General features: G+C 41.4%; 27 protein-coding genes and 6 pseudogenes. 15 read left to right on the top strand and 18 right to left on the bottom strand.

Annotated elements, in window-relative coordinates:
• Positions 1–2: 2 nt before the first annotated feature.
• The 5 genes and pseudogenes from DXA66_RS14595 to DXA66_RS12940 form a co-directional block, all read left to right on the top strand.
• Positions 3–458: pseudogene (locus DXA66_RS14595) on the top strand (YodL domain-containing protein); the annotation flags it as partial.
• Positions 459–1,298, top strand: a pseudogene (locus tag DXA66_RS14435) (helicase); the annotation flags it as partial. It abuts the pseudogene before it with no gap.
• On the top strand, positions 1,298–1,630 hold the full coding sequence (gene mobC / locus DXA66_RS12950; protein WP_002578947.1) for a plasmid mobilization relaxosome protein MobC: 333 nt from the start codon (positions 1,298–1,300) through the stop codon (positions 1,628–1,630). The pseudogene DXA66_RS14435 and the gene mobC, both read left to right, overlap by 1 nt.
• Before the next feature lie 116 nt (positions 1,631–1,746).
• Positions 1,747–2,031 (top strand): hypothetical protein, encoded by a 285-nt coding sequence (locus DXA66_RS12945; RefSeq protein ID WP_002578946.1) that lies wholly within the window; start codon positions 1,747–1,749, stop codon positions 2,029–2,031.
• A gap of 62 nt (positions 2,032–2,093) precedes the next feature.
• Positions 2,094–3,506 (top strand): relaxase/mobilization nuclease domain-containing protein, encoded by a 1,413-nt coding sequence (locus DXA66_RS12940; protein WP_002578945.1) that lies wholly within the window; start codon positions 2,094–2,096, stop codon positions 3,504–3,506.
• Between the two features lie 278 nt (positions 3,507–3,784).
• Here the strand turns inward: DXA66_RS12940 and DXA66_RS12935 are convergent, their stop codons facing one another.
• The 16 genes and pseudogenes from DXA66_RS12935 to DXA66_RS12845 all read right to left on the bottom strand — a co-directional run bounded on the left by DXA66_RS12935 (position 3,785) and on the right by DXA66_RS12845 (position 13,451).
• Complete coding sequence (locus DXA66_RS12935) at positions 3,785–4,654, bottom strand: zinc metalloprotease HtpX (RefSeq protein ID WP_002588966.1); 870 nt, start codon at positions 4,652–4,654, stop codon at positions 3,785–3,787.
• Positions 4,655–4,703: 49 nt separating this feature from the next.
• Positions 4,704–4,967, bottom strand: a complete 264-nt coding sequence (locus tag DXA66_RS12930; protein WP_002304397.1) for a DUF1292 domain-containing protein — start codon at positions 4,965–4,967, stop codon at positions 4,704–4,706.
• Between the two features lie 16 nt (positions 4,968–4,983).
• Complete coding sequence (locus DXA66_RS12925; protein WP_002588965.1) at positions 4,984–5,238, bottom strand: hypothetical protein; 255 nt, start codon at positions 5,236–5,238, stop codon at positions 4,984–4,986.
• Positions 5,239–5,247: 9 nt separating this feature from the next.
• Positions 5,248–6,288, bottom strand: a complete 1,041-nt coding sequence (locus DXA66_RS12920; RefSeq protein WP_002304399.1) for a hypothetical protein — start codon at positions 6,286–6,288, stop codon at positions 5,248–5,250.
• Between the two features lie 19 nt (positions 6,289–6,307).
• A complete protein-coding gene (locus tag DXA66_RS12915) occupies positions 6,308–7,177 on the bottom strand; it encodes a hypothetical protein (protein WP_002578944.1) in 870 nt (289 codons plus the stop codon).
• A gap of 503 nt (positions 7,178–7,680) precedes the next feature.
• Positions 7,681–7,984: pseudogene (locus DXA66_RS14770) on the bottom strand (toxin zeta); the annotation flags it as partial.
• Positions 7,985–8,270: 286 nt separating this feature from the next.
• Positions 8,271–8,816: an AAA family ATPase gene (locus tag DXA66_RS12895; protein ID WP_002304402.1), complete on the bottom strand. Its 546-nt coding sequence runs from the start codon at positions 8,814–8,816 to the stop codon at positions 8,271–8,273.
• Between the two features lie 47 nt (positions 8,817–8,863).
• On the bottom strand, positions 8,864–9,025 hold the full coding sequence (locus DXA66_RS12890; protein ID WP_002304403.1) for a hypothetical protein: 162 nt from the start codon (positions 9,023–9,025) through the stop codon (positions 8,864–8,866).
• A 1-nt stretch (position 9,026) separates the two neighbouring features.
• Positions 9,027–9,299, bottom strand: a complete 273-nt coding sequence (locus DXA66_RS12885) for an antitoxin (RefSeq protein WP_000301765.1) — start codon at positions 9,297–9,299, stop codon at positions 9,027–9,029.
• Positions 9,300–9,315: 16 nt separating this feature from the next.
• Positions 9,316–9,531 (bottom strand): peptide-binding protein, encoded by a 216-nt coding sequence (locus tag DXA66_RS12880; RefSeq protein WP_001835296.1) that lies wholly within the window; start codon positions 9,529–9,531, stop codon positions 9,316–9,318.
• Positions 9,532–9,622: 91 nt separating this feature from the next.
• On the bottom strand, positions 9,623–10,519 hold the full coding sequence (locus tag DXA66_RS12875; protein ID WP_002304405.1) for a ParA family protein: 897 nt from the start codon (positions 10,517–10,519) through the stop codon (positions 9,623–9,625).
• Between the two features lie 102 nt (positions 10,520–10,621).
• Positions 10,622–10,882 (bottom strand): annotated as a pseudogene (locus DXA66_RS12870) (topoisomerase DNA-binding C4 zinc finger domain-containing protein); the annotation flags it as partial.
• A gap of 169 nt (positions 10,883–11,051) precedes the next feature.
• Complete coding sequence (gene erm(B) / locus DXA66_RS12860; protein ID WP_002292226.1) at positions 11,052–11,789, bottom strand: 23S rRNA (adenine(2058)-N(6))-methyltransferase Erm(B); 738 nt, start codon at positions 11,787–11,789, stop codon at positions 11,052–11,054.
• Positions 11,790–11,835: 46 nt separating this feature from the next.
• Positions 11,836–11,937 (bottom strand): annotated as a pseudogene (locus DXA66_RS14720) (peptide-binding protein); the annotation flags it as partial.
• Entirely contained in the window at positions 11,897–12,280 is a 384-nt protein-coding gene (locus DXA66_RS12850; protein ID WP_279233781.1) for a helix-turn-helix transcriptional regulator, read from the bottom strand. The pseudogene DXA66_RS14720 and the gene DXA66_RS12850, both read right to left, overlap by 41 nt.
• 34 nt (positions 12,281–12,314) lie before the next feature.
• Positions 12,315–13,451, bottom strand: a complete 1,137-nt coding sequence (locus DXA66_RS12845) for a site-specific integrase (protein WP_002304408.1) — start codon at positions 13,449–13,451, stop codon at positions 12,315–12,317.
• A gap of 382 nt (positions 13,452–13,833) precedes the next feature.
• Here DXA66_RS12845 and DXA66_RS12840 point away from each other — a divergent pair, with 382 nt between their 5' ends.
• On the top strand, positions 13,834–14,211 hold the full coding sequence (locus tag DXA66_RS12840) for a helix-turn-helix domain-containing protein (RefSeq protein WP_002578940.1): 378 nt from the start codon (positions 13,834–13,836) through the stop codon (positions 14,209–14,211).
• Positions 14,212–14,373: 162 nt separating this feature from the next.
• Here DXA66_RS12840 and DXA66_RS12835 read toward each other — a convergent pair whose 3' ends face one another.
• Both DXA66_RS12835 and DXA66_RS12830 read right to left on the bottom strand, forming a co-directional pair.
• Positions 14,374–14,928, bottom strand: a complete 555-nt coding sequence (locus tag DXA66_RS12835) for an ImmA/IrrE family metallo-endopeptidase (protein WP_002304410.1) — start codon at positions 14,926–14,928, stop codon at positions 14,374–14,376.
• A gap of 51 nt (positions 14,929–14,979) precedes the next feature.
• A complete protein-coding gene (locus DXA66_RS12830) occupies positions 14,980–15,429 on the bottom strand; it encodes a helix-turn-helix domain-containing protein (RefSeq protein ID WP_002304411.1) in 450 nt (149 codons plus the stop codon).
• Positions 15,430–15,715: 286 nt separating this feature from the next.
• On the opposite strand from DXA66_RS12830, the gene DXA66_RS12825 reads away from it, so the two are divergent.
• From DXA66_RS12825 to DXA66_RS12785, 9 genes and pseudogenes are all read left to right on the top strand, one after another.
• Positions 15,716–16,279 carry a hypothetical protein gene (locus DXA66_RS12825; protein ID WP_002304412.1) on the top strand — a complete coding sequence of 188 codons (564 nt, stop codon included), beginning with the start codon at positions 15,716–15,718 and terminating at the stop codon, positions 16,277–16,279.
• A gap of 262 nt (positions 16,280–16,541) precedes the next feature.
• Entirely contained in the window at positions 16,542–16,847 is a 306-nt protein-coding gene (locus tag DXA66_RS12820) for a helix-turn-helix transcriptional regulator (RefSeq protein ID WP_002304413.1), read from the top strand.
• Positions 16,848–17,361: 514 nt separating this feature from the next.
• The gene (locus DXA66_RS12815) at positions 17,362–17,769 is read left to right on the top strand and encodes a type II toxin-antitoxin system PemK/MazF family toxin (protein WP_002578938.1); all 408 of its coding nucleotides are present in this window, start codon (positions 17,362–17,364) and stop codon (positions 17,767–17,769) included.
• Positions 17,770–17,775: 6 nt separating this feature from the next.
• Entirely contained in the window at positions 17,776–18,012 is a 237-nt protein-coding gene (locus DXA66_RS12810; protein WP_002304418.1) for a helix-turn-helix domain-containing protein, read from the top strand.
• Between the two features lie 117 nt (positions 18,013–18,129).
• Complete coding sequence (locus DXA66_RS12805) at positions 18,130–18,753, top strand: helix-turn-helix domain-containing protein (RefSeq protein ID WP_002304420.1); 624 nt, start codon at positions 18,130–18,132, stop codon at positions 18,751–18,753.
• A gap of 4 nt (positions 18,754–18,757) precedes the next feature.
• Positions 18,758–20,131, top strand: a complete 1,374-nt coding sequence (xerC, locus tag DXA66_RS12800; protein ID WP_002304423.1) for a tyrosine recombinase XerC — start codon at positions 18,758–18,760, stop codon at positions 20,129–20,131.
• An 85-nt stretch (positions 20,132–20,216) separates the two neighbouring features.
• Complete coding sequence (locus DXA66_RS12795; protein WP_002304425.1) at positions 20,217–20,522, top strand: hypothetical protein; 306 nt, start codon at positions 20,217–20,219, stop codon at positions 20,520–20,522.
• A gap of 722 nt (positions 20,523–21,244) precedes the next feature.
• A pseudogene (locus tag DXA66_RS12790) lies at positions 21,245–21,559 on the top strand (YodL domain-containing protein); the annotation flags it as partial.
• Entirely contained in the window at positions 21,549–21,752 is a 204-nt protein-coding gene (locus DXA66_RS12785; protein ID WP_118529247.1) for a transposon-transfer assisting family protein, read from the top strand. The pseudogene DXA66_RS12790 and the gene DXA66_RS12785, both read left to right, overlap by 11 nt.
• Positions 21,753–21,957 lie beyond the last annotated feature (205 nt).

The following is a 21,957-nucleotide window of genomic DNA, read 5'->3' as shown; positions in this document are numbered from 1 at the left end:
ATATGAAAAACGAAAAATGGGATGATGTTCACGGAAATACCACCCCGGATGACAGAATGGTTGCTTTTCTGGAAAGCCCCACGGATTCCTATGCGATTCTTCAGCTGCGGGAAGATGTAGACGATAATATCCCGCTCATGTTTGCAAATTACAGCTACCTTCAGAAGAAAGAAATGGAGCCTGAGATTGACCGTTACGAGGTGGTCTATCATGGCTCCATTTCTATGTCCGAGGATGTGAATCGGCAGCTGGAAGATTTGTATGTAAAGTTCAATATTGACCACCCGGATGATTTCCGTGGTCACAGTATGTCGGTCAGCGACATCGTAGCCTTAAAGGTAGTCGGTGAGGTATCCTTTCACTATGTAGATTCTGTTGGGTTTCAGAAGCTGGAAAACTTTATGAAGTCCGAAAACTACCTGAAAAACGCAGAGATGGCAATGGAAGATGATTATGGGATTATGACCTCCAAATCACCGGTTCGCTCCTGTGACGATGTGGATGAGCAGGCGCTGTCCTATGCGGAGATCAAGGCGCTGTGTGCCGGCAATCCGCTTATCAAGGAAAAGATGGACTTGGACATTGATGTGGCAAGGCTGAAGGTGCTGAAAGCTGACCACCAGAGCCAGCAGTACCGTATGGAAGATAAGCTTCTGAAATACTTCCCGGCTGAGATTGAAAAGCAGACAGGCTATATTCATGGCTTTGAAGCTGATATTAAAACCGTGGAAGCACACCCGCAGATTGCCGATGGCTTTTGCGGCATGGAAATCATGGGCAAAGCCTACACCGAAAAGGCAGATGCCGGTGAAATCCTCCTTGCGGCTTGTAAGGACACGAAAAGTGCCGATCCGGTTCCTCTTGGCAGTTACCGTGGCTTTCAGATGGAGCTTTCGTTTGACAGTTTCCGGAACGAGTTCGATGTGACCCTGAAGGGCGCTGTGAGCCACAGAGTAGCCCTTGGAACGGACGCACGAGGAAATATCACCCGACTGGACAATGCCCTTGCAGGCATCCTTGAGCGCTTAGAACGAGCCAATGAGCAGTTGAATAATCTCTACAATCAGCAGGAAGCAGCCAAGGCGGAGGTTGGAAAACCGTTCCCGCAGGAAGCAGAGCTGACAGCCAAAAGTCAGCGACTGGCAGAACTGGATGCAGCCCTGAATATGGAGGACTCTGTGGAAAATCGTGACGAAAGAAGCGAGTCAGAGCGTCCTTCTGTGTTGGCTGATCTGAAATCCAAAGCGGAGCATATCCCGCCTGCAAAATACTCTGAAACCCGTGAGGAGGTGTTGTAATGGCAAAGCGAGATCAGGATGTTCATTTCCTTGCATCCAAGGAGGAGGTCGAGCGAATCCATGAGAAGATGGACGAGCTTGGCATCCGCAGCATGGGAGCCTATCTGCGGAAAATGGCTCTGGATGGTTACTGTATCAGACTGGATTTGCAGGATGTGAAAGCCCTGGTTTCGCTCCTGCGAATCTGCTCCAACAACCTGAACCAGTACGCAAAGCGAGCGAACGAAACAGGCAGCATCTATCGTGCTGACATTGAGGATTTGCAAAAACGGCTGGAGGAGATCTGGACGGACATGAGAGAAGTTCTTGTTCGCCTGTCCTCAATCCAGTAATCCGACAACTTGTTGGGAAGTCGCAGTTTCGGCTGCGGCTTTTACATAAGGGTTGACATCATTGCGTTATGGCAGATACCCTTGTACAATATAATTAAAAGAAAGGGGTTGAGCCTATGAAGCTGGTATTGAAGATATTGGCACTGCCGGTGCTGTTCGTTGTAAAAGTGATTTGCATTCTTGGAAATCTGCTTACAAATGTTGTGTCCTATGTAATTGGTTTATTGCTCTTGGTCATTGGCGGATCTGCGATTTACTGCATTGTAAAGGCTTTGTGGCAGTCCCTGCTTATTCTTGTGGTTCTTGGAATTGCGACAATAGCAGCGGTGTTCTTGCTCGTCTGGGCTGTTATGAAAGTCGAGAATATTGGAGAAAGTCTGGGAGCATTTATCAGGTCATAAGATAATATCAGAGAAAAGTCACCGACCGGTGGCTTTTTCTTTTTGGGAAGGAAGTGATGGGAATGGCAGCGACAAGATTGATTGCACTCCATGTGAATAAGGGAAAGACGGTCGCTCAATGTTTGGCAGACAGAACCGACTACTCACAAAATGCCGCAAAAACCAATGATGGCGAATTTATCAGTTCCTATGAGTGTGATCCAAAGACAGCAGATGAGGAATTTCTGCTTTCCAAACGGCAGTATCAGCATATTACCGGCAGACAGCAGAAGAACAATATCATCGCATACCAGATACGCCAGTCCTTTAAGCCGGGAGAAATCACCCCGGAAGAAGCGAACCAAGTCGGCTATGAAACAGCGATGCGATGGACAAAGGGAAAACACGCTTTCATCGTTGCGACCCACATCGACAAATCCCACATTCACAATCATATCATTTATAATTCGACCTCGCTGGATGCCACACGGAAATTCAAAAACTTCTTTCTTTCCGGTCTGGCGGTGCAAAGACTCAGTGATATGGTTTGCCTGGAACACGGGCTGTCCATTATTACACCGAAGCCGTATCGGGAGCGCCAGAAAAGAACTGTTTATCCCAAGAAGCGTACCCAGCGTGACGAATTATGTGATGCGATTGATGCGGTGCTGAAGCAGAAACCAAAGAGCTTTGATGGCTTTGTTCAGGCTCTGGCTGACATGGGATTTGAGTTCAAGGATGGAAAGCAGCCTGCGTTCAAGGGCGAGAATCAGAAGCGTTTCATTCGGCTGCGTTCCCTGGGCGAAGGATATAGCAAAGAGGAAATTCAAGCGGTTATCTCCGGCAAGAACCTGCACAAATCAAAAGGCGGCTCTGCCAAGGCTCCTGCCCCGAAGCAGTTCCAGATGCTGATTGATATTCAGGCAAAGATGGCCGAGGGCAAGACGGTCGGTTATGAAAAGTGGGCGAAGAAGTTCAACCGAAAAGAAGCTGCCCGAACGGTAATCCTACTGAAAGAAAAAGGCTTGGGCAACTACGACGATCTGACTGCTCATATTGAAAATCTGTCTGCCCGGTTCGATGCGCTTTCTGATTCTATCAAGGTCGCAGAGAAACGTATGGTTGAGGTTCAGGCGTTGCAGCAGCACATCAAAAATTATCGCAACACAAGGCAAATTTATATCGAGTACCGCAAGTCTGGATATAGCAAAAAATTCTTTGAAGAACACCGTCAGGAAATCACAATTCATAAAGCGGCGAAGCAAGCCTTTGATGAATTGCAGATTACAAAGCTCCCGTCCATGCAATCATTGTATGAGGAGTTTCATCAGCTGGCAGTCCAGAAAAAGCAGGACTACGCTGAGTACCGTCAGATCAGAAAAGAGAAAGAAGAACTGCTGATTGCCAAACGGACGGTTGAAACGATTTTGAATATCGACAGGCAGAAAGAGCAGGAAAAAGAGAAAGAGAAAGAGGAAAAGAAGAACTTCCGTTAAAGCAAAAAGCCACGGTCTGCACTCCCCAAAGGGTGCGGATCGTGGCTGCTTTTTTGCTTTTCGATTTCGGTGCTTTCAACCATGGGCAAATTTTTATTCTACTGTTCTTTGAGAAACGATTGAAAATCGTGTAGCCATCATCGGCAGATGATGTTCAAAGGGGATTGGGGATGCTTCCCCAACAAGCAAATTTGCGAAGATTGCACCGAAGGGAAAATCGAGAAAATGAGTGAACCTGTACAGGTTTACACTGCTTGCCAATTTGTGAGATTATGAATTTAGTATCGAGAATAGGGTACACCTAAATTTTGCAATGCTGCAACCCTATCATCGTTGCATGGATGAGTTGAGTATATTGCACTGAGAAAACCATCATGCGGAACATCTGAGATATGTTGGTCTAATACCGTCGCTAATTCAAGACCAAAACCAATTTTATAAGCAAATTCATCAGCCAGATACTCATTTTGTCTCATAGACCACATCAGAAAAAGCATACAGAACTTTACCCATAACCAAGAAAGTGCTGTTGATATTCCTGCGAAAACTGCGGTAATTATACCCATTACACCACTACGAGAGCATATTGCGAACAGCCCCATGATTGCAGAAAAAATCCAGTAGGATATTTTGATTAACAGGAGGCACCCGGATATAAATATATTGCCCCCGCCAATCAATAATTGGATAACAGTATGTCCGTATGAGAGATGTCCGATCTCATGGGCGAGAATTCCAAGTATCATATCATCGGAGAGTAAAAGCAATCCGTCAGTTATGCATAGTGTTTGCCTACCTAGAGCAAATGCATTTGGAGCAGGATCATGGATAATCTTCACTTTCACTTTTTTAGGACAGTATGATGTGTTCTCTTTTGCTTTATCTAAAACATATTGAACCAGCGGGACAACTCGAAGTTTTATATCTACTCTTTTTATATCGCTTGCTCCTGCGAAGGCAGCCAGGCACATTTCGCCTAATGGGGATAAGCTGATAGCTACTGTGAAAAAGTAAATACAAATCAGTTCAACAATGCTTCCTGACGAACCGAACACAGCAACAATCAGCAGAATATTAAGAGTAAAGAACAGAAGAGTTCCTAAGTTTGAGAAGCGAACAATTCTGCCTACACGATGCCAAATATCCATAATGCACCCCCCTTTTATCGTGTTGTTGGTTTGAGCTTGCATTGTTTAATTACTCAAATGTAAAGAAATCTTTGTTTCGCTCTTTGAACAGAGCAAAGACAGTCTCTAACACAAATTCGTTTTCAACACCAACATATTCTTCTGTTTCATCGTCAATTTCTTTCAGCTGCAAAATAACAACTTGCCCATCCGAATCTCCAATAGGAAGCAGGACAACATATTCGTTCTGGCGATACGGTATTAAGTCAAGAAATTCAAATTCAACTTCGTTCCCATTCTCATCATTCAAAGTTATAATGTTGTCTTCATCCATGTCGTCGTTCCTTTTCTTAATATAAATAATTATCGTTGATAATGATGCCTAATAGTTCAAAGAGATTATCCTTTTTGGAAAGAATGCATTTTTTCATGGCTTGTTTAATTTGTTCCGTTGAAATGCTATCAGGCAACATTTCCCTTGGGACACCATGACCGAATTGCCGAAAATACTGTTCTTCGATTTCATAATACTCATTATCAATTTTCGGTTCAGGTGTATTAAGGAAGCTATTCATAAAATCTGCAACGCTCTTGTTTTTGTCCATTGTATGCACCTACCTTTCTCTGCTCAAGACCCTAACATGATTATCTGGTCTAATAGAATCAATCATTGAAGAAAAAATACCAAACGCTGTAGGAAAGAAATTTGCTAATAGCTCTAATTTGCCTTGGTCTCCCATAGACGCTTCAAAAAAGTGGGCAAAGGCTTCTGCTTGTAGATTGCCCGGTCTCGTCCAATAGTTCCTTGAGTGACCATAATTTCCGTGCAATTGACCATTTGTTGTCGCATCAATTAAGTCCGAGAAGGAGTGAGCTGAATCCTGCCTAATACGGGTCAGAAAAGCAGTTTGCTTTTCCACTGGAAGATTGTTATATAAGCTCAGGATTCTTTGTCCGTCCTCAACCAGTGCCTCAGCAAATTCTGGAGTATTGGATAGATTGCTCCGATAGTTGCACGAAGCATGGTCGATCATGTGAGCAAGCTCGTGGAAATAAGTTGTTCCTGCACCTCTTGGATTTGTCATATCAGAAGCTGCATTGTAGTAGACTCCTCGTGAATGCCCTATATAATTTCCCGGTGAGTAATGTGCTGTCTGATCCGGTGGATATTCAGAATCTTGTATCATCAGTTTACCAGCGAAATGGTCAAACACTTCTCTGACATTCTGCTCTGCATTTTCATGGCGTTGTGATATAACAGCGATATATCCGTCTGGTGTGCTACCTTGGGTTAGCACGCCAAGGCAATACTGATAAGACGAATTACCAACATTAGGTGTTTGCAGACCCTGGAGGAAAGAATTTCGTGCAGAAGGAGTGTCCAAATTAACATTATCATATTCTTGTACACTTTTGGCAAGTGAAGCAACGTATTTTTCGGCCTGAAGCATAATCTGTAAAATATCATTCAGGGCTTTGTTGCAATCTTTTACGATAGTTCCCAGCTCATCGTACTTCTTGTCATTCCATCCAATTCCCAATTGCTGATATTTCATCTTCACAGAACTTCTTGTAGTTTCGATAGAAGAAATGGAGGTCCGCATATTTTTCAGTATTGTCAGTAATTGAGTTGCATCAGCATTTACGTTGCTCAAACACTCACCTCCTCATTTGTTAATCATTTCGAGTGTAGCTACCTGTTACTAAAACCGGGATATATGTATCAAGCGATTGAGCTGCAAGTGTTCGATGTCGCCCATCACTCTGAAATACATAATAAGAACCTACCTGCGCAACCTGGACAGGATTATTGTAATAGCTACGAATGGTATCATCTAACACTGGGTTTTGTGAAAGCTCATCCAAAGACATTCCTGACTCAGTATTTTGACGAACATCTTGGATGTGCGAAGCTCGCCTTAGAATGTTTTCTCTCGACCATCCCTCTCGACCATTCCGTGTCCAAAATCCTTCCGGGTTCCCAAGTTCTCGGTCACTGAGATAAACTCCTTCAATATCCCTTGCTCTAACGTATACGAGTTCTGGATTTTCATTTCGAGAAAAGGTATAGTTCCCGTTCTCCCAATAATCTCGATATTCTTCATAGTGATTTCCACGGGAAAAATATCGTTCAGCTGATAGTCTGTCTTGAACAAATGCAAGATTAGAACCAAAGGTATTTGACTCAAAGGTGGTTGTATCTGCACTTGATGGTGTAACAGCAAAACTACTGGTCTGAGGTGTGCTTGCAGATATTCCATTTGTAGATCCTAGTTGAACACTTTCGTATTCACTAAGGCTCTTGGCGAGTAAAGCCACATATTTTTCTGCTTGAAGCATAATTACCAATATGTCATTGAGAGCCTTGTTGCAGTCTCTTACAACCACGCCCAACTCGTTGTATTTTTTATCTTGCCATCCAGCACCTAACTGTTCATATTTCATCTTTACAGATTTTTTGGTAGTTTCGATGGAGGAAATGGAATCCTGCATTTTTTTCAGCATTGCGAATAGCTGAACGGAGTCAGCATTTACCATACTCATTTCATCACCTCCTGGCAGCGGATTTTGTGAAGTGCAAAGCGGCGATGTGTCAGGAAAGTCTGACACATCACTGCTTCGGCAAGATTTAATTTAGAGAGGAAAGAAATTGTTCCAACTCAGCAGCGGTCGGTGCAATGTACGGTTTCATCTGGTAAGTATCCTTAACACCGTCTGTGAAGTATACGCTCCTTTCTTTTTTCGTTTTGTTGGTTCATTTTCGCCAGTGTGTTCGTGTCGTTTGCTGTGACGAGAACGCAACATAGACACAAAGAAAACACAAGGGCGAGCTTGCTCGTTTATATACCCTTGTGTTTTCGACTGGATATGTTAAGGTAACAAACAGTAAATGACACGTTACAGACTGCAAAATGTACCAACTGAAAAAAGAAAGAATACCGTTGTGTGCTTTATTTCTCGATCAGCTTTTCAAACATGAGGAAAGGTTTTTATAAAAAAAGAGTAGTTACCGTTTTTTGGTAACTACTCTTTTCCTTTTTTAAGGTTTAAAGTCCTGGAAGTTTAGGTGTTTTGGGTATTGGTGGTGTAGGTAGCTGCAAGCTTTCCAATTTTTGTTGAATTGCTTTAAATTCAGGGGTTTCTTGGTGTTGATTTTGAACCATTTTTTGCTCTATTCTCTCCAAAGTCGGTTGAATTTCTTTCCCTGATACTTTACGATTTAATTCTCTTTCTAAGGTCTCTTTCGGACTAATGGAAGGCGTTTCTAAACTTGAATAGAAGTTTCACTCCTTCTCTATTATAAAGCCTTATATCGCTAAATAAGCCCGTTTTATGAAGGGTTTCTAAGCTGAAATGAACGGGTTTACACCCGGCCTTGACCTCCGCCCGCTGTCCCGCTGAATGGGTGGACAAGGCGGCCAATCCCTCAAAGTGCTTGGACGCTCTCTTTCTGATTTTGGAGCGTTTCTTTTCTAAAAATTGAAATGGGCGGGAAGCCATTTTAGGGCTTTCCCGCCTTGATTACTTTTTAGCAAAGACGGGCGTGACTGTCAACGGCGGCGCATGAAATGCGCCGTTCATCTTGACCGTTGACTGGCTCGGCTGGCTTTGCTATCTTCCTGACAAATGGGAATGTCTAAGATAGTAAAGACGTCCCACATGCAACTCTTTCTTTTATTGCGGAAACCGTATCTTTAATTGTGAATGTAGTTGTGTCTATGACATTTGATTCATATATCCCCAAACCGGAAAATTGCTCCCACATTGTTTCCACTAATTCAATATTTGTTTTTCTATCTAATTTTGAGCGTTCCACAGCTCGCTTCATAGTTTCTTTTTTACTCGCTCTTAATACAATATAGTGTACCTCGTAATCTTCTTGGGCAAGAGCTTTCCATGGCTCCAAAAACCATGGCCCGACAATCCCATCTACAATTACATCATATCCGCCACGAGCATATCGCTTTGCAGCTTCTAAAAAGGCTTCAATGACAACCAGATTTTGCTTGTTGGATTCTGGCAAATGTGGTGGTATTGCGCCTTTGCTTAAGTAATGAAAAAAGTCATCGGTGTGCATATGCACTGATTTATCCATATCTGATTCCTTTGCGACAATTGACGCAGTTGTTGTTTTTCCTGTCCCCGGTGAGCCTGTAATCACAATAATTCTTCCTTGATTCATCTGTATTTTCCCTCACAATTTGAATTTATCACTTTGTTCCTGCCTGCTCAATCATCTTCTTCGCAAACTGGTTTTCCCTGACCCTGATTGCCCACCAAGTAAAAAAGCGGTTGGCGATTCAACCGCTTTTTTACTTGAACCAATTCTTCTAAATTATCATTTAAGCGATTCTCAAACTGTTTGTCAGTAAAATTGACTATATTTGCCATATTAAGCCACTTTCTCTTTATTCAAAACTTGTTTTGAGTAACGATTCATTGACCGCCAATACTCATGAACGGCTTGTAATTCTTCTAAAGAATAATCAAAAAGATTTACACGTTTTGCAAGCTTTAATTGGTTTAATAAATTGACTTCCAATAATTGAGAGTCATTTTTATTTAATTCATGGTTCAAAACATAGTTTAATACTCGATTATAAACGCTTGCCGATAATTCGTTAATGATCTCTATTTCAAATGTTTTTTCATACGTAACTGCCATTTCATTTTCACTCCTTTTAAAGTTTGTCAGGTAAATATTTCCGTATATATTCTTCTAAGGCTTGATCCATAACTTCTTTTACGTTTCCGCCATTCTTTGCTGTTTCGATTTTTATGATATGGTGCAAGTCAGCACGAACACGAACCGTCTTATCTCCCATTATATCTTTTTTTGCACTGATTGGTGTATCATTTCGTTTTGCTTTTTGTGCGCCTAAATTTCCCACAATCACTCACTTCTTTCTATTTCTTCTTATTCTTATTTTATCATCAACAATCACAAATCACAAGTGATTTGTGATTAATCACTTGTGATTTGTGATTCTATTCTTTTTCGTTTTCTAATTGAATGATTCGCTCAAGCATTTCAAAAAATACGTTCTCATACATGGATAAAACTTTTTTGTCATAGCCTTTGTGTTCTGTAATTCCGTTTTTAGACCAGGTACTTACTTTATTACTTCGCTTGATAATATTTTGGAAAACCAAGTTATCTTCTTTATGTTGCTTGTACAGTTCTTCCAGGTTTGATTTTATCGTTGCGCTGTCCGTATCAACTAAATAAGGAACAAAACCGATCATATCTAGTCCAGGGTTAAACTGTTCTTGTAAATCAATCAAATAGGAAATATAGTTTTGAATGTTGTTTGTACTTTCTTCTTCTGCTTGTAAAGGGATCATAACGTAATCACTTGCCACGATTGCATTATTTGTATAAACGCTTGGCGTTGGTACAGTATCAATAATAATGAGATCATAGTCACTTTTTAAAGGTGCTAAAAGAGTAGCAAGCAATCTACTTTCATTTTCAAAAGTCCATGAGCGAGTTAATTTTGGCAGTAACATCAAATCAAACGTGCCAGGGATCAAGTCTAAATTATCAGTCAAATGAACAATAGAAGAAGCCAAGTTTCCATTTTTCAGTCCTTCATAAAAATTAACACGTGGCAATTCTACCTTAAATGTTTTTGCTAAGTCTTTTGTCAATGTTGCTTGTAAGTCCTTATCGATCATTAAAACTTTTAAATTAAATTTGTCTGTCAAGTAAGCAAACATAGTCGATAATTTTGACTTTCCAACACCACCTTTAAAATAATTGTTTAAGATAACAATCGCTTCATTTTTACTGTTTAAAATACGTCTTAATTCTTCAAGTATTTTGAGTTCTTCCTTCTCCATAACTACGCCCCATTCTTTTTTTGTATAGTAATATTGTATCATTAGGAATCACAAATCACAAGTGATTTGTGATTAATCACTTGTGATTTGTGATAAGTGATTTGTGATTAATATATAAAAGCCCTCTTTAAAGGGCTTTTATGCTTATTTTGAAAAAGAGATAAAATCAATATATCCCTTTTCTCCGATTTTTACAACGGCATTGTAGGACTTTCTATCTTTCGTTTTGATTCCTTTTACCAGGGTTTCTTTTCCCTCTAGTAATTCTTTTACATTTGTTTTGGTGAGTTTTTTCTTTCTAAAATGTTCAGCTAAAGTGAAGGTACATTCAGGATAATTTGAACAACCATAAAACGATTTTTTTAATACAATATTGTTGCCACACTTAGGACATTTTCCTACAAGGGGTCCCGAGCGCTTAGTGGGAATTTGTACCCCTTATCGATACAAATTCCCCGTAGGCGCTAGGGACCTCTTTAGCTCCTTGGAAGCTGTCAGTAGTATACCTAATAATTTATCTACATTCCCTTTAGTAACGTGTAACTTTCCAAATTTACAAAAGCGACTCATAGAATTATTTCCTCCCGTTAAATAATAGATAACTATTAAAAATAGACAATACTTGCTCATAAGTAACGGTACTTAAATTGTTTACTTTGGCGTGTTTCATTGCTTGATGAAACTGATTTTTAGTAAACAGTTGACGATATTCTCGATTGACCCATTTTGAAACAAAGTACGTATATAGCTTCCAATATTTATCTGGAACATCTGTGGTATGGCGGGTAAGTTTTATTAAGACACTGTTTACTTTTGGTTTAGGATGAAAGCATTCCGCTGGCAGCTTAAGCAATTGCTGAATCGAGACTTGAGTGTGCAAGAGCAACCCTAGTGTTCGGTGAATATCCAAGGTACGCTTGTAGAATCCTTCTTCAACAATCAGATAGATGTCAGACGCATGGCTTTCAAAAACCACTTTTTTAATAATTTGTGTGCTTAAATGGTAAGGAATACTCCCAACAATTTTATACCTCTGTTTGTTAGGGAATTGAAACTGTAGAATATCTTGGTGAATTAAAGTGACACGAGTATTCAGTTTTAATTTTTCTGACGATAAGTTGAATAGATGACTGTCTAATTCAATAGACGTTACCTGTTTACTTATTTTAGCCAGTTTCGTCGTTAAATGCCCTTTACCTGTTCCAATTTCGTAAACGGTATCGGTTTCTTTTAAATTCAATTGTTTTATTATTTGGTTGAGTACTTTTTCACTCGTTAAAAAGTTTTGAGAATATTTTATATTTTTGTTCATGTAATCACTCCTTCTTAATTACAAATTTTTAGCATCTAATTTAACTTCAATTCCTATTATACAAAATTTTAAGATACTGCACTATCAACACACTCTTAAGTTTGCTTCTAAGTCTTATTTCCATAACTTCTTTCATTTGGGAATAATTCAAGCTGGCGAATCATATAATGTGTACTTGGAATGTAATCAAAATAAAACAATAGTGCTAGATATAAACTCCATGGAATTGGGCGTGTCCGATTTTCGTAGGCACTATAAGTTTGTCGTGAAATACCAGCAGCCGAAGCAATTTCTTCTTGTGATGCACCAACTTTTCCTCTGAGTGCGGGTAACTCAATCGCCAATTGAGTGGCCAAGTTCTCTTTCTCATCTTTACTAAAATTCCAAAACTGCTTATAAGCATCTCGCCCTACAAATTGAATCAATAAATCTCCTCCTGGGTATACTCTTTCGTAGAGTACATTACTCCACGAAAAAACACCGCCAAACACTGAAAACTCAGCATTATTTGACGGTGTTGACAATTTATTTGACGGCTAATAAATCAGAAAGCCGTTGCATATTTTCTCTTTTTAAATCCATGGATGGGTGTACATAGCGATTCATTGTAATATTCACGCTGGCATGACCCAATATTTCGCTGAGACTTTTTACATCGAATCCAAGCTCTATGCACCTTGTAGCAAATGTATGACGTAACGAGTGATAATTTGCGGAGGTGATTCCGCTGTTTTTCAATACCTTCTTAAAATGATTTTGCATGGTTCTTGGTTCTAATGGATTCTGATCGCTATTGGTTAGGATGTAGCCAGTAGAAGAAGCTTTGTGTGCTGTAAGAATAGTCATTAAGCCATGGGGTACTGGAATAGTACGGATGGAGCAAGCACTTTTTGGTGTGGTAACAACAATCCTTGTCTTGTATTCACTGTTGGTTCTATCTTGGATTCTCTGGAGCGTTTGATGCACGTGGATTGTGTAATCTGAGAATGAAACATCTTCCCATCGTAACGCACAAATTTCACCTACTCTGAGACCAGTGAATAAACATACTAATATACCAATATTGCAGGAATCAAGATTAGAATACAAGTATTGGCATAATTTTTCCTGTTCAGCACGACTCAAAACTCTCATTTCCTTCGTTTGACGTTTTATCTGTATAGATCGTGCGTCACAAGAAATGGCTTTCCCGTTTCGGGTGGCAAATTGTAAGACATTTCGAATTAGAGATAAAATATCTGAAACAGTTTTAGAGGAAAGTCCATTCTCCTTTAATCCACCAGAAACAAGGAAAAAATTACACTGCGTTTCAATAAACTCGTGTGTTATATCACGCAATTGTTTGCTTCCGAACACAGGAAGTATATACGAGCTGAGAAGATTCCTATATTTGTTGCTTGTAGATTCCTTCACTTTAGGACATATAGCTTGAAACCATTCCATAGCAACCTGTTCAAATTGATCTGAGCTAATTTCTGGATCGACAGTGACAGAATTACTCGTGCACGAACTTTGACTGATAAGTTTTGCCTTGACTTCTCGATATGACTTTGCATAAACATAACCGTAATTGGCTTTGCCTGTAGAAGATCGGGACTTAATGTATCTTCCTTCCCATCTGCCGTCTTTCCTTTTGTAAATATTTTCTCCTTTTCGTGCCATAAGGTACACCTCCTTCAATATGACTATAATTCTGACGGCAAATTGTGACTTTGGAACTTTCTAAGATGGATTTTTGTGCAAAACCTCGTGTTTTATGTCCCTAACATATTGACAAACAGTGCGACAATTTGTAAAATAAAGATATAAACTAAAAAAAACAGAGAAGAATGCGATTCGTGGAGTAATGTACTCTACGAATTTTTTATTTTAAAGAACCTCAAGATAGCTCATATTGTCGTCTTGGGGTTCTTTTCATTCTATCATTTAATGCAATCTGCCTATAAAATTTTATCATATTGCATTTATAAATGCAACTTGCACCCGATGTTGGTTGTTGAGATTTTTGGTACATTTTATAATGTATAGCAGAATCATACACAGCATGGAGGTGATTGAAACGCAACCGGAAATTGATTACGTTAAGATTGGTCAGCGCATTAGAGCTGCCCGACTGGAAAAGGGTTATAGTCAGGCTGATTTGGGTGCGTTGGTTGGTTGCTCGAACAATCATATGAGCCATGTTGAAGTTGGACAGACGAAAGTTTCTTTGGCAATGCTTCTAAAACTGGCATTCGTCTTGGAAAAGAACTTTGACTATTTTTTACTGGATACCCCATATGCAAAATGCGACAGCATCATTGATAATGAGATTGCTGCAAAACTGAAAAAGTGTAATGTAACAACATTGATAACCGTAGGAAAGTTGATTGATGTCTTGATTGACCAGCAAGAGATGATAAAAAAAGCGGAGCTTGATTGATATAATGAAAAAGAAGCCCATTGACGGTACAGAGTGAACTGCTATGGGGTTCTTTTTTGCAGCACAATATACTGATTCTTTAAGAAGCAAAAAGTCCACCAGTCATGATGCACTACGCATCGTACTGGTGGACTTTTTCTGTAAAGATATAAAAATAGATATTCATATATCGCCATAACCAATGTCGTTATCGTAGGCATGAAGATCTTCTTTCAGGAAATCTGCTTTACGAATATACATCGAATTTACCAGCTCTCCTTTTTCGTGGAGCAGGCTGAATTTGTAGTCTAATAATGCTGCCGGTACATAGAGCATTTTAGCCGTTTCAAAAAATGTGTGTTCCGAAAGGCATTCCAGGACTTTCCCATCTTCTAACAGAAGCTCCGCCGCAAAGAAGTTTGCTTCATTTTCTTCGATTGATCTATCATCAAAAACTTCCATTTCTTGAAAGCCGTGCATCATAGCGATTTTTGTATGCAGGACAGCGTGTCCTAATTCATGTGCGACTAATATACGCTCCAGGATACCGTTCACATTGTGATCTATCACGATATTCTTTTGTCTGGACTGGTAATAGAAGAAGCCCTTCAATTTCTTCTGTAAATCGTAATAGTGGATTTTGATACCTAACAGCTGACATAGCTCGTAAGGGTCTCTGGTGTGATATTTTCGCACAAGCTTATCGACAGTTTCAATGATATGCTCTGCCGTTTTCATTTGCTTCACCTCCGAATCGCACACAGAAAACATATTCTGTGCTTGAGGATTTTACTCTTTATCTTTATGCTTTCTGTATTTCTTCGGAGTGTACTTTTCCCGTGCTGTTTTCTTAGAGTCCATATAAACTGACATAATCGCCTGGAAGAATACATCTTTTGCGTCCTCGTCCAATTCTCCACCGGCAAACAGAGAATTTACACGACCCAACACTTCCTGAGCTTCTTTTGCTCCTTTTGAACCGAAGTTTTCCTTTGCCTCTAAAATAAACATATCCTGATCTATATGGCTCTGGCTATCCGTTTCAGATTCGTCCAAAAGATAGGACACAGAGATATGCAGTGCTTCAGCAAGTTTTCTGATGTTGCTTTTTCTGGGGAGTGTTCCGAGCTGCTCATAGGTGTAAAGGGATCTTTCGGAAATGCCGGTCATCTGGGCAAGCTCCGTTTGAGATAGGTTCATAGCCAAACGAGCTTCTTTAATTTTTTCTCCAAATGTCATGGTAGTATCCTTCCTTTCAAAAAATATTTATTCGTAACTTCCGATTATTTGTTGACAAACTTCTGGAAAATGCTATAATAAGAATCATAACAGAAGTTTTAATTCCACTTAATTATATATCGGAACTTTTATAAAGTCAAGAACTTCCGATTTCACTTCTGTTATTTTAATCAAATATCGGAAGTTATAGTCATTCTTGTCCCATGGTATTTGTTTCCCTTTAGCCAAGTGACAGGAGTTAGAAAGGAATTCTTATTTTATGGATTAGGCTGAAAGGAGATTCTGAATGAGCAGATATAATACACAGGTATTAAGCAGTATTCGAATGCTTTGCCGGATGCAGAACATTGACGAGAAGGTTCTGTATGAAAGAGCAAAGCTGATTTTATCCATATATCGAGAGGTGTGCTGGTCTACCATTGATCGTGCGAATGATGTATGTGATACCCTTATTTGTACTTACGGTGACAGCTTAGATGGTGCATTGATTTATCTGGAGAACTTTGCTCCGGATGAAGCGAGAGAACGATTTGAAGAACGCATTCGCAGCTTATTTGAGACAAAGTGGATCATTGAACTGGTAGATATGGCTATGTTGAAAATCAGAGAATATCCAGATAAAGGCGCTCTGTACTGTGAGATTATCTCAAAGGCATATCTCAACCGCTTCAAGTACAGGGAATCAGAAATGCTGGAGGTTTTGAATATGGAACGCAGCACCTACTATGACCGAAAGAAAGAAGCGATACTGTTATTTGGTCTGTCACTTTGGGGAACAGCCATTCCTAAATTGAAAGATTTCCTGGAAAGTGCCCGGGAGGAAGAAGCATTGTGTTATTGTGAATGCTAAGACAGGATTTTAGTCCGACTAAAATCCGATGAAAATACGACGGTTCCCCTACTGAAAGTCCGACTTGTCCAGTGTTAAAATGGCTATGCTGGGAGATAGCGGCATAAAATTGAATAGAGAGAGTTACGCCTCGTGCCTGTAATGGGTACGGGGCTTTTTTTATACCTGCCTATTTTCCCCCATAATTAACACAAAGGCATGAACGAGAGCTTGGAGTAATTTACTCCGGCTCTTTTTTTATGCCTGCAAGGAGGACAGGCAGATGGCAAAGGGTATTGAGAATCGGGCACGATCTCCTCCCGCTGTTTTTGATTTTGCAACTTCACAAATTCAAAAACACGGAGGAACGAAAATGTATTACGACTTGGTTGAAAGCGGAAAAAGAATTAAAGCCTTGAGAAAGGAACATGGGCTTACACAGGAACAGCTTGCGGAGCAGTTAGGTGTTGCCGCAAACACCATTGCACGAATTGAAACCGGCAACAGAGGTATCTCTATTGATTTGGCAATCGAACTGGTTGTGCGCTTTGAGACAACCCTTGATTACATATTTTTAGGTCGTGAATAACCTCAAAACTATACCTACGAGGCAATAAAAACTTGCATGAGGAACAGGTACAATTTAGATACAGCCAAAGAAAATCGGCTGCTTGATCCTTGAAAACTGAATACACAGTCATCGAATACGTTCCTGTTGCCGGTGCGAGAGCATCAGCCACATCAGCGGTACGCCGAGACGTATCGGATAGAGAAACAGAACGACTTTCTTCTATAAATTAAGCGCTTGTCTCTCTCCCGATGCCAGCGATCAATACTGGCTTGTAAATATTGGGTTGCTCCCAATACGGCCATGAAAGCAACAGGATTAAAGATACTTCTCTACGGAGCTGGCGGAGAACCCGGCAGAGGTTAGATTCCTATGGAACTGATTCGCAATCAGTCGTTCGGTGATTCCCTGAGGGCGTAAGCCCTCTTTCCCAGGGGTGCGTGGCAAATATGGGACACATAGACTTTTGGACTGACTGCCTGATTCCTTTCTGGCAGTCAGTTATTACATAGCCAACGAAAGGAGGTCATGGCACATGATGAAAGAAAATTGGGTATATTGCCGTGGTGATATTTATTGCGCCAAGCTGGACCCGGTAGTTGGGTCGGAACAAGGCGGCATCCGTCCGGTTATCGTCATTCAGAACGATACCGGTAATAAACACGCTCCCACATTGATTGTGGCAACGGTCACCACCAGAATCCATAAGAAAGCGAATATGCCGACGCACTTTGTTATTTACGACAATCCTGCATTCAAAGAAGCGTCCGTTGTTCAGCTGGAACAGATTCGTACCATTGATAAAAGCAGGATTGATAATTACTTAGGTAAGGTAACGCCCCGTGAAATGGTAGCGATTGAGAAAGCCTTATCTGTCAGCCTGGCAATGGAACAGCTGAAAAAGCGTTCCCCAAAACATAAAGCAAAGAGAGCGAAGGAGTGAACATAAATGTTTGAAGAAAGAATCGCTGCCATGAATCAGCGCACCGAAGAAGCGATGGCTGCTAACGCAGTTCAGTTTGATAAGAGAACCTATACGGTTGATGAGATTCAGGATATTCTGGGCATCAGCAGAACCAGCGCATACAACCTTGTGAAAAAGAAAGTTTTCCATAGCGTCCGCATCGGTGGCAGTATCAGAATCTCCAAAAAGAGTTTTGATGAGTGGTTGGATCATCAAATGTAAAATTTGTCAAGGGCGTCGTACAACCCGGCGACAAACTTCAAAACATATTGAGAGTTCGATAAAATGTAGCCATGACAAGAAACACATGGCTACATTTTTTACATAGGAGGTTGTACGATGGCGGAAATGAGAAAACGCACGAGTATGTCTGTTCTGGAAATGGGCAGGATGCTCGGTCTTGGTAAAACGGAGTCATACTGGCTCATTAAGAAGAATTACTTCAAAACCATTCTTGTCGGCAACACCATGAGGGTGATGATCGACAGCTTTGAAGAATGGTATGCCAATCAGTTCAAATACCAGAAGGTCGATGGAACCCCTCCCGGCGAGGAATTGAAGAAAACTACATATTCAATGGAGGAGCTTGGACAGCGCCTTGGGCTGAAAGAAGCGACTGCTTACGAACTGGTTGCCAAAGGGCATTTTGATGTGGTCGATGTCCTGGGCAAGCGCAGAGTGACAAAGGAGAGCTTTGAAAGATGGTATGCTTCTCAAACCGATTACCGCACGGTAGAGGATCAGGAACTGGATGCAGATATTATGGCATCCACCTACGGTCTGCCGGAAATGGCAAGAATGCTTGGGGTACATCGTCAGACCATTTACTATATCGTTGCCAATGAAGATTTTGAGCTTATCAAGGTTGGCAGGTATAAGCGAGCTACCAAAGAGAGCTTTGAAAAATGGTATCACAATCAGACCCGCTACCAGTTAGCGGAAGATAGACAGGAAAGGAGCTGATTACATGGCATCTATCGTTAAGAGAAAAAAGAAGTATTCTGTGGTTTATACATACACCGATGAGAACGGCAACAAGCGTCAGAAGTGGGAAACCTTTGAAACGAATGCCGAAGCAAAGAAAAGGAAGTTGCAGGTTGAATATGAGCAGGAGTCCGGAACCTTTATTCCCCCTTCTGCTAAAACCGTCAATGATCTTTTGGATGAGTATATGTCAATCTATGGTGTGAACACCTGGGCGATGTCTACCTATGAAAGCAGAAAGAGCCTGATTGCAAACTATATTCGTCCCCTCATCGGTGATATGAAGCTGGAGGATGTCACGCCGAGAATCATGGACAAGTATTACCGAGATTTGCTTTCTGTCAAAGCGGTTTCTTCTAAGTATGTAAAAGCCCGTACAGAATATCTGACTCCGCATACTGTCCGAGAGGTTCACAAGACATTGCGAAATGCTTTCAATCAAGCGGTCAAGTGGGAATTGATGACCAGAAACCCTGTGGAGCACGCTACGCTGCCGAAAGAAGAACACAAGACCAGGGATATCTGGACAGCAGAAGTGCTCCAGAAGGCTCTGGAAGCCTGTGACGATGATATTCTTCGTCTGGCTATTAACCTTGCCTTCTCCTGTTCCCTGCGAATGGGCGAGCTTCTGGGGCTTACCTGGGACTGTATTGACATTTCCCCCACCAGTATTGAACTTGGTCAGGCAAGCATCTTCGTTGAAAAGGAGTTGCAGAGAGTAAATCGTGAAGCGATGGCAGATCTGGACGGTAAGGACATCATGTTCAAGTTCCCACCGACCTTCGCCAGTACGCATACCGCATTGGTTCTCAAAACTCCTAAGACCAAAACAAGTGTCCGCAAGGTGTTCTTACCGAAAACCGTAGCGGAAATGTTGGTACAGCGAAAGGCTGACATCGAAGAACTGAAAGACCTTTTCGGTGACGAGTTCGTAGACTTCAATCTGGTTTTCTGTTCTTCCAATGGCAAGCCGATTGAGGGGCAGGTTATCAACCGTGCTTTCAATAAGCTGATTGAGGAGAAGGGACTGCCGAAAGTGGTTTTCCATAGTCTCCGACATTCCAGTATCACTTACAAGCTGAAGCTGAACGGCGGCGATATGAAATCCGTTCAAGGCGATTCCGGTCATGCACAGGTCAAGATGGTAGCGGATGTTTACTCCCATATCATCGACGATGACCGCAGACTGAACGCTGAAAGAATGGAAGCTGCGTTCTACTCAGGCAGACAGGCAACGCCTGAGCCGGTTCAACCAGCCGCAACGGAAAGCTCCGCTGATGATAAAGAACTTCTTCTGAAGCTTCTGCAAAATCCGGAAATGGCAGCACTCCTGAAGTCGCTGGCAAAAACATTATAGTAACTGCAAGGGCAGATCCTTTTACATAGCTACAATAGCTGTAAAAGGGTCTGCCCTTATTTTTTTGTTATGGAGGTCAACGAGTATGGATAGAATCTTTATGGACGAGTATTACGAGCATCTGAGAGCTGACAATATCGAGGCATTTTCCAAGGAAAGGAACGACGAATATGTTGGCAGAGCTGAGGAATACAAAGCAGCAAAGTCGGCATTGCTTGAAGGATTGGGACTTGAGCATTTGTTTGACCATAGCCATGAACTGACTCCGAAAGAGAAAGAAATATGGATGCTGTTCGATAGGGTTGATGTAGCAGAGCTTCTTGCAAGGGATGCTTTTGCCAAGGGTGCTTATATGCTCGGCGCTGAGGATAGAGAGATTATGCTGAAATAAAAAAAGACCTGCTTCGGCGGGTCTAAATTACATAGAATCATTGAGTCTGAAAAACCTTTGAAATTCTTAATAATTCTGGTTGAAAAATTCATTTTGAAATGATATATAAAACAGACTGAAATCTGTGTCTAAGGACACCCGCACCCTCACACGAGAATGAATAGGATTTCCTATCATTTCGCATCACGAGAAGTTACATAGTGACATTTACTTGCACTTGCAACGTCCACCAAAAATCGAAAGACTTGCTAATTTCGAGCCAATCGGACGGTGTAAAATCCCTCTGAATTAGCTATCACAGCGTAGTATCAGATGGGATTTGAAATGCTGAAAAACCTTGTATTTCCAAGCATTTTTAAGCATTAGATGCCACTTCCCGATGTCGTATCGGGTCTACTCCTAAGGAGGAGACCGCAGGTTCGAATCCTGTCTGGGGTATCCCTTTATGAAAATGCGAAGGTCATTTTTCCATGTGAAAGACGATCTTCGCATTTTTCATTTTGAACCTATCACCAAAATTAGCCAGCTAATGCCATTAGCAGAATTTTCGGTTTCAGCTAATAAAATCAGGTTTCCAGCTAATGAAGCCCCATAAAGCACCTTTTGAACTCTGTTTTCCGGCTCTCTGCTAAAATTGGTAGCCGCTTTCCTGTAAATCCATGTAAATAGAAGATAAACTGTGTATCGTGATCGAGTGCGGCAATGCCCTGTTACAAAAGGGCTATGCTGATTTGCCCGCCATGTGGCAGGATGTGCCGAACAACGAGGTTTTGGAAGAACTGTTTCAGGTGTTCAACCTCTCCCGTCCGCATGATTTTGAGGGACACAGCCTGTCGGTCAGCGATGTGATCGCACTTAAACGCAACGGCAATGTATCTGTGCATTATGTGGACAGCATCGGCTTCAAGGATTTACAGGGTTTTCTGGACAAGCAGCCGGAACGCACCTCTGTCCTGCAAAATCTCAAAGAGAAGTGCGATGCCCCGGAGTGCAATCCCACCGTCTGTCGGAAAGTGAGGGCTGAACATGAACTTTGACCATGAGGAACTCATGCTGATGATGCTCTACAACACCGGCACCCGGCTGGGGCTTGTCCACGAACTGCGGCTCATGCAATGCTATCTGATGCCGGACGAGACCGCTCTACGGGAACTGTCGGAGGGTGTTATCGAAAAGCTGAAACTGCTGACGGATGCGGAGTTTGCCGAACTGGAATTTCCCCCGGATTGATCTTTGCCGCCTGCGGGCGGCGTACATAAAGTATTTTGTTCTTCCAAAAGATATGCTATAATCAAATTAGACAAAATTCCTCTCTTCAAGCGATTTCTCCGCAATTTTCCTGTGGCTCTGCTCGTATCAAAAATAAGGGACCGATTTTTAATTGTCAGAACGGAGGAACCATTATGGCAATCTTTGAAAAGACCATCCGAAACAA

Source organism: Faecalibacterium sp. OF03-6AC, assembly GCF_003478175.1.
GTDB lineage: Bacteria > Bacillota > Clostridia > Oscillospirales > Ruminococcaceae > Faecalibacterium > Faecalibacterium taiwanense.
This window is presented reverse-complemented; position numbering and strand designations above follow the sequence as displayed.